8 protein-coding genes and 2 pseudogenes are annotated in these 7,809 nt (G+C 40.6%); all 10 read left to right on the forward strand.

The window, feature by feature from the left end; translation table 11 throughout:
* Positions 1 to 895, forward strand: an 895-nt coding sequence (locus AC075L_RS17390) for a zinc-dependent alcohol dehydrogenase (protein WP_476387945.1), incomplete at its 5' end; no start/stop codon positions are given.
* 112 nt (positions 896 to 1,007) lie between these two features.
* On the forward strand, positions 1,008 to 2,372 hold the full coding sequence (locus AC075L_RS17395; RefSeq protein ID WP_008706355.1) for an MFS transporter: 1,365 nt from the start codon (positions 1,008 to 1,010) through the stop codon (positions 2,370 to 2,372).
* A gap of 234 nt (positions 2,373 to 2,606) precedes the next feature.
* Positions 2,607 to 3,012: pseudogene (locus AC075L_RS17400) on the forward strand (MATE family efflux transporter); the annotation flags it as partial.
* A gap of 312 nt (positions 3,013 to 3,324) precedes the next feature.
* Positions 3,325 to 3,858: an MATE family efflux transporter gene (locus AC075L_RS17405; RefSeq protein ID WP_476387947.1), complete on the forward strand. Its 534-nt coding sequence runs from the start codon at positions 3,325 to 3,327 to the stop codon at positions 3,856 to 3,858.
* A 78-nt stretch (positions 3,859 to 3,936) separates the two neighbouring features.
* Positions 3,937 to 4,756, forward strand: a pseudogene (locus AC075L_RS17410) (TrmH family RNA methyltransferase).
* Between the two features lie 25 nt (positions 4,757 to 4,781).
* Complete coding sequence (locus AC075L_RS17415; protein WP_022379991.1) at positions 4,782 to 5,255, forward strand: YbaK/EbsC family protein; 474 nt, start codon at positions 4,782 to 4,784, stop codon at positions 5,253 to 5,255.
* Positions 5,256 to 5,434: 179 nt separating this feature from the next.
* Positions 5,435 to 5,806, forward strand: coding sequence for a hypothetical protein (locus tag AC075L_RS17420; RefSeq protein ID WP_118566679.1), 372 nt, complete (start codon positions 5,435 to 5,437; stop codon positions 5,804 to 5,806).
* Positions 5,807 to 5,965: 159 nt separating this feature from the next.
* Positions 5,966 to 6,403 carry a PPC domain-containing DNA-binding protein gene (locus AC075L_RS17425; protein WP_022379989.1) on the forward strand — a complete coding sequence of 146 codons (438 nt, stop codon included), beginning with the start codon at positions 5,966 to 5,968 and terminating at the stop codon, positions 6,401 to 6,403.
* A 114-nt stretch (positions 6,404 to 6,517) separates the two neighbouring features.
* Positions 6,518 to 7,009, forward strand: coding sequence for a GNAT family N-acetyltransferase (locus AC075L_RS17430; protein WP_022379988.1), 492 nt, complete (start codon positions 6,518 to 6,520; stop codon positions 7,007 to 7,009).
* A gap of 79 nt (positions 7,010 to 7,088) precedes the next feature.
* The coding region (locus AC075L_RS17435) for an AAA family ATPase (RefSeq protein WP_476387946.1) at positions 7,089 to 7,809 on the forward strand (721 nt) is incomplete at its 3' end.

Here is a 7,809-nt window from a genome sequence, read left to right on the forward strand (position 1 = left end):
CGGAAAACATCCTTTTACAAAATATCCGGTAACCCAGGGACATGAAGTATCAGGAGAAGTGGTAAAAACAGGTGATGCAGTAACAGAATTTCATGTGGGACAGAAAGTAACAATTGAGCCACAGGTATATTGTGGACATTGTTATCCATGCCGTCACGGAAAATACAATCTCTGTGAAGAGCTGAAAGTAATGGGATTCCAGACAACAGGAACTGCATCCGAGTATTTTGCAGTTGATGCATCAAAAGTAACACCGATACCGGAAGATATGTCTTATGAAGAGGGCGCAATGATTGAGCCTCTGGCAGTAGCTGTTCATGGTGTTAAACAGATGGGCGATGTAACAGGAATGAATATTGTGGTGATAGGAGCCGGTCCGATCGGAAATCTGGTAGCGCAGTCTGCAAAAGGGATGGGAGCAGCTAAAGTTATGATCACAGATGTCAGTGATCTTCGTCTGGAAAAAGCAAAAGAGTGTGGAATTGACGTATGTGTCAACACAAGAAATAAAAATTTCGGGGAAGCAATGGTAGAAGCCTTTGGACCGGATAAGGCAGATGTTATCTATGATTGTGCAGGAAATAACATTACAATGGGACAGGCGATCAAATATGCAAGAAAAGGAAGCGTGATTGTGCTGGTTGCAGTTTTTGCAGGAATGGCTGAGATCGATCTGGCAGTTGCAAATGATCATGAGCTTGATATCAAGAGCACAATGATGTACAGACATGATGATTATGTAGACGGAATCAGACTGGTGAATGAAGGAAAAGTGCATTTAAGACCGCTGATCTCTAAGACGTTTGCATTTAAAGATTATCTGAAAGCATACCAGTACATTGACGATAACCGTGAGACTACAATGAAAGTGATTATCAATGTGCAGGAAAAATAAAATACCCTGCTGATCATAAGCATTATGTAAGACAAAGATATAATAAAAAGACTGCTGTAAAGAAGACATGAGTAAACGGAAAGACGGAGGAGGGCAGCAGGCAGGAGGAATTATGGAGAGTAAAAACGAAAATGTAAAAGTTCCGTTGATCAGTAAAATCGCATATGGATTTGGCGATGTAGGATGTAATTTCAGCTGGATGTTCGTCAGTAATTTTCTCATGATTTTTTACACAGACGTATTCGGAATCAGTATGGCAGCAGTCTCTGCCCTGATGCTGTTTTCGAGATTTTGGGATGCGATCAATGATCCGATCGTGGGTGGACTGACAGATAAAACCAAAACAAAATGGGGACGTTATCGTCCATGGCTTCTCATTGCAGCTCCGATCACGGCCGTGCTTCTGATTATGACATTCTGGGCACATCCGGACTGGTCGGACAGATCAAAGGTTATCTATATGGTAATTACATACTGTCTGCTGGTACTTGGATATACTTGTGTAAATATCCCGTATGGCACCCTTTGTGGAGCAATGACACAGGATATCGATGAACGTGCAAAGATTAATACATCACGTTCAGTATCTGCAATGGTTGCAATTGGAATTATCAATATCATTACAGTTCCACTGATTGGAAAACTTGGCAGTCAAAGTGCTAAAACCGGATACCTACTGGTAGCAATCATATACGGATGTATTTTTGCAGCCTGTCATTTCTTCTGTTTTGCAAAAACAAAAGAGCAGGTGATTATGCCGGAAAAAGAAAAAATATCCATAAAAGTGCAGTTAAGAGCGGTGATGCAGAACCGCCCATATATTCTGGCATTAATCGGACAGGTGTTATTCGGATTTACACTTTATGGAAGAAATGCAGATGTTTTATACTATTTCACTTATGTAGAGGGAAATGCATCCTACTATACTACATATTCCATGTGCATCATCATTCCATCCATTATCGGTGCTGCATGTTTCCAGCCTGTATTCCGCAAACTGAACAATAAAGGAAGAACTGCATCCATTTTTGCTCTCCTCACTGGAATTTCCATGCTCTGTATGTTCTTCTTTAATGTAAAAGAAACACCGGCAGCGTTCTATACACTTGCAGGAATTACACAGTTCTTTTTCTCTGGATTTAACACTGCAATCTATGCGATCATTCCCGACTGCGTAGAATACGGAGAGTGGAAAACGGGCTTAAGGAATGATGGTTTTCAATATGCATTTGTGTCACTGGGAAATAAAATTGGCATGGCAATAGGAACTGCGCTACTTGCAGCACTTCTTGGAAAATATGGATATGTGGCAAATCAGGTACAGAATCCGGCTGTCCTCAGTATTATGAGACATTCCTTTACTACAATTCCGGGAGTTTTATGGATAGTGACAGCAATTGTACTGTTTTTCTATCGCCTGAATAAAAAACGTTACAATGAAATTGTAGAAGACCTGAAAAAAAACCGGGTAAAATAAAGAGTGTCGTGAAGTGAATTGCGAATATCAACAGAGTCTCCTTGAGCAACATTAAAAAATCTGCTTAAGGAGATTTTTATGTCTGGAGTTTTTGTGGTTGTATTTTTGTTTTATATGGGTATAATGGTGAGATAAGTCTGCAGATGAAAGGAAGACAATGTTGACAATATAACGAAGGAGCGGAGTATTATGCTGAAAAGATTCACCAGATATGTAACCCAGAGTGTTGCCGGAATGATCGGGATTTCCGTTTATGTTCTGGCAGATACTTTCTTTATATCTGTATATTCCGGTGCTGATGGACTGGCAGTTCTCAATCTGATTCTGCCGGTTTATGGACTGATCTATGCGATTGGGGCTATGATCGGGATTGGTTCCGCTACCAGGTATGCCATAAGCAGGGCAAAAGGAAAAAATACAGAACATTATTTCGTACAGTCAGTAACCTGGAGCATACTGGCTGGCAGTTCCATTTATGCTGATCGGAATCTTTATTCCGGACAAAGCATTGGCTTTGCTGGGTGCAGATGCCGGACTGATCGGACTTGGACGAAACTATGTGAGAATTATTCTGATCGCAACACCATTCTTCATGTCAAATTATACATTTACTGCATTTGCCAGAAACGATGGAGCGCCTTCTGTTGCAATGATCGGTTCCATCAGTGGAAGTATCTTTAACATTATATTTGATTATATATTCATGTTCCCGGTCGGTCTGGGATTTTCCGGAGCCGGACTGGCTACTGCAATCTGTCCGATCGTAACAATGAGCGTCTGTACCATACACTACAGAAGTAGCAGAAACCATGTAGGATTCCATTGGAAAAAACCGTCATTCAGACACCTGATTTCCTGCTGTCAGCTGGGAGTTTCCGCATTTGTCGGTGAACTGTCTTCCGGTGTGATTGCTATTGTATTTAATTTTCTGATCCTTGGAATAGCGGGAAATATGGGTGTGGCAGCCTATGGAGTTGTGGCAAATCTTTCTATCGTGGCATTTGCAATTTTCAATGGTCTGGCCCAGGGAGCACAGCCCCTGATCAGTGAAAGCTACGGAAAAGGCCAGCTCATTCAGGTAAGAAAACTTCTGAAATGGAGCCTGCTCGTATGTCTTGCTGTAGAAGCACTGACCCAATTGATCATCTGGACTTCAACCGACACGCTAATCAGCATTTTCAACAGTGAAAACAATGTTCAGTTATTGAATTATGCACACACAGGACTGCGTCTGTATTTCCTTGGATTTATAGTGGCAGGAATCAATATTGTACTGGTGGCATATTTCTCAGCAGTAGATGAACCGAAAATCGCGATTGTCGGATCATTCCTGAGAGGAATTGTTGCTATTGTTATCTGTGCAGTTATACTTGCGAAATTATTTGGATTAAATGGAATCTGGATCTCTCTTCTTGCAGCGGAGACGGTTACGTTTCTGACGATTCTGTTTCTGGCATATAAAGACAGAAGAAAAAGAACCGAATAACACTGTTGAAAAGGAATTCTTGTATAAACCTCCAAACTGATGTAAGATAAGGTTACTCAGTTTGGAGGTTTTATTTTTATGTTTAACGAAATAAAAGATTTCGCTGCGCCGGAACTGGATGTATATGCCAGAACATCTGAAGTGCAGCTTTTACGATACTATGAACCGGAACCGGGAATTTTCATTGCAGAGAGTCCGAAAGTAATTGAACGAGCCCTGAAAGCAGGATACCAGCCAATCTCTTTTCTGGTGGAGCATAAAGATCTGGAAGGAGAGGCACAGGAAATCCTGAAACAATATTCGGATGTGCCGGTTTATACCGCGGAATATGAACTTCTGGTCAAGCTGACAGGATTTGCCCTTACGCGCGGAATGCTATGTGCAATGCGCAGAAATCCACTGCCATCTGTAGAGGAAATCTGCAGAAATGCCAGCCGCATAGCAGTTCTTGAAAATGTTGTAAATCCTACAAATATCGGAGCTATTTTTCGCTCAGCAGCAGCTCTCCATATGGATGCAGTACTTCTGACTGGCGGCTGGCAGTGATCCGCTTTATCGACGTGCAGCCAGAGTCAGCATGGGAACCGTATTCCAGATTCCTTGGACATATTTTGATAAAAAAACTGTATGGCCACAGGATGGAATGCAGACTCTGCAAAATATGGGATTCAAAACAGCGGCAATGGCTCTGCGTGACGATTCTGTAGGAATTGATGACAAAGCACTCCGGTCAGAAGAAAAACTGGCAGTCATTCTCGGAACTGAAGGTGACGGCCTTGCATCACAGACCATCGCAGACTGCGATTATACAGTAAAGATACCAATGTCCCACGGAGTAGATTCGTTGAATGTAGCTGCGGCAAGTGCAGTGGCATTCTGGGAGCTGGGACACAGGTAAGATATAACTCAGGAGGAAATGAAAAATGTCTTTGGAAAAAGCAGAAAAATATCTGGAAGAGAAAGGCTTTCTTGACCATGTGATCGAACTGGAAGCATCCACTGCCACAGTAACAGAAGCAGCAGAAGCCCTTCATGTAGAGCCGGGTATGATCGCAAAGACTATGTCCTTTTTGCAGAACGATAAAGCAGTCCTGATCTTAACAGAGGGTACAGCCAGAGTAGATAACCGAAAATATAAAGATACTTTTCATATAAAGGCAAAAATGATTCCATTTGATGAAGTAGAAAACATCATCGGTCACGCTCCGGGAGGGGTATGCCCGTTCGGAATTAATGAGGGAATTGAAGTCTACCTTGACGAAAGTCTGAAACAATTTACCACAGTATATCCGGCTGCCGGCAATGATCACAGTGCAGTAAAGCTCACAATCCCGGAACTGGAACAGGTAGCAGAGGCAAACGGATGGGTGGATGTGTGTAAAGAAACAGAAAACTGATCGTTCATGGTAACACCCATGCATTACATTTATATGAAAGAATCGGTTTTACCAGACTTGGCGTGATTCCCCAGGGATTCAGAATGCCGGATGACATTATGGACAAATACAAAGAACTTGTTTTTTCTTCACTCATCTTTATCTTCTTTGAAATAGTGAATATAAAAGGTGGAAAATTAATGAAAACAGTAAAAACTCCTGCGGGGATATTTACGATCAACAAAGTGAAAATTCCCTCAGCATACACATGTGCAGCAGAACAGAAAATAGAATATATCAGTGAAAATCATGTGCAGATTATCACTATGAATCAGGCAGTATCATTTGGAGATCAGATATTGTCCCCGAGAATCTGTCAAAGCTGTATGAATCCTGAAAAAATTACAATTTATCCACTGGAAATAGAATACTTTGGGGAAAAAGTGTTTTTTAAGGATCACTATAGTGTAAAAGAATGGAAAAAAGGCGATCCATTACCGGAAATCCATGAATGGTATCCGCACATAAAAAAAGCCAGATGCAACCCGTGCAGGAACTGTGGAAGATGTTAAAATTGCACACTTGTTACTGTTTACTCCATTCACAGTAACGTACACTTCTTTAAATGACAGAAACAGAATGATAGGGATTGTTATCAACAGGAAACAGGAATATAATATTTCTGTTAAGCAATATTTATCCAAAAGCAATAACTTAAATGGAGATAAAAAATGGATTACAGAAAATTCGGCGAATGCTATTACATAAGAATGGATCGTAATGATGAGATCATCAGTACAATCCTCGAAATATGTAAAAAAGAAAATATCAGATCAGCCACTTTTTCAGGGATCGGAGGATGCAAGGATGCAGAAATTCAGACCTTTATCCCAGAGACAGGCAGCTTCGAGGAACAGCGCATTTCCGGAATGCTTGAGTTGGTATCTTTAAACGGTAACGTGGTCACAGGTGAAAATAATACTTGTTACCATCATACCCATGCAGTATTTTCTTATAAAGATGGTGAACGACATTGCATGGCAGCAGGTCATATGAAATCAATTACTGTACTGTATACTGCAGAAATCGAACTTCATCCGGTAACAGGCGGAACTATCCGCCGCAAATATGATCCTGAAACAGGGACTGGATTCTGGGATTTTAATTGAATCAAGTAAGTCCCATGTTTCAATTGCGAAAAGCAATAAGCAGTGGGTAGATGTATGTAAAGAAACAGAAAACTGGTAGTTGACGGTATGATATGGAAAATGGAGGACAGAAGAATGGGTATTGTAATCAGAGAATATCAGACAGAAGACGTAACAGCAGCTATTACAATATGGAATCAGGTGGTAGAGGACGGTGTAGCATTCCCACAGGAAGAAAACCTGACAGAAGAAACAGGAGATGCTTTTTTCAAAGAACAGACTTATACAGGGATCGCAGTAAACACTGACAACAATGAAATTGTCGGTCTCTACATCCTGCACCCGAACAATGTAGGGAGATGCGGTCATATATGTAATGCCAGCTATGCAGTAAGGAGAGACCTCCGTGGTGAACACATTGGCGAGAAACTGGTTCTTGACTGCCTCGCACAAGCGAAAGTAAAAGGCTTCCGTATTATGCAGTTCAATGCAGTGGTTGCAAATAACACCCATGCATTACATTTATATGAAAGAATAGGTTTTACCAGACTTGGCGTAATTCCCCAGGGATTCAGAATGCCGGATGGACATTATGAAGATATTATTCCGCATTATTATGTGCTGTAGAACATAAAAGATTTTACTGCACCGGAACTTTTATAGTTACGGTAAATTAAAATATCTGTCAGGAAAGCAGGTGTGTGAAATGGGTGTGTATTTAAATCCCGGCAATGATAAATTTTATAAAGCAATCAATTCTGAGATTTATGTAGACAAAACAGAACTGATACAATATACCAATCGTGTTTTTAACACCATGCAGCAAAATGTCTGTGTAAGCAGACCAAGACGTTTCGGAAAGTCTATGACTGCAAATATGCTGGCTGCATATTACAGCAGAGGATGTCAGTCTGAAAAATTATTTGACGGACTTAAGATAAAAGAAGATTCATCTTTTTCAAAATATCTGAACAAATATAATGTTTTCTTTATAAATATGCAGGAATTCCTAAGCCGCAGTAAGACAGTAGAGAAAATGGTCCTGCGATTAAACCGGATTCTGATGCGTGACCTGAAACAGGAATATCCTGATGTGGACTATTTTGATGAAGAAGATCTTGCTGAAAGTATGCAGGATGTATATCAGCAGACAGGATGTCAGTTTGTGATTATTATAGATGAGTGGGATTGTATTTTCAGAGAATACAAGTCAGATAAAGAAGCACAGGAGCAGTATCTTGATTTTCTGCGGGATTTTCTTAAGGATAAATCTTATATTCATCTTGCTTATATGACAGGAATCTTGCCGGTAAAGAAATATGGAACACATTCTGCCCTGAATATGTTTGATGAATTTTCTATGATTTATGCAGGACCTCTGGCGAAGTTTGTGGGTTTTACAGAGACAGAAGTCAGAGAATTATGTG

The organism is Blautia sp. ZXY-1-B12 (genome assembly GCF_056339915.1).

Excerpts from the sequence above, each read along its gene's own strand:
- AC075L_RS17395 (WP_008706355.1), top strand. The coding sequence starts at position 1,008 with ATGGAGAGTAAAAACGAAAATGTAAAAGTTCCGTTGATCAGTAAAATC.
- AC075L_RS17430 (WP_022379988.1), top strand. The coding sequence starts at position 6,518 with ATGGGTATTGTAATCAGAGAATATCAGACAGAAGACGTAACAGCAGCT.
- AC075L_RS17415 (WP_022379991.1), top strand. The coding sequence starts at position 4,782 with ATGTCTTTGGAAAAAGCAGAAAAATATCTGGAAGAGAAAGGCTTTCTT.
- AC075L_RS17405 (WP_476387947.1), top strand. The coding sequence starts at position 3,325 with ATGGGTGTGGCAGCCTATGGAGTTGTGGCAAATCTTTCTATCGTGGCA.
- AC075L_RS17425 (WP_022379989.1), top strand. The coding sequence starts at position 5,966 with ATGGATTACAGAAAATTCGGCGAATGCTATTACATAAGAATGGATCGT.
- AC075L_RS17420 (WP_118566679.1), top strand. The coding sequence starts at position 5,435 with ATGAAAACAGTAAAAACTCCTGCGGGGATATTTACGATCAACAAAGTG.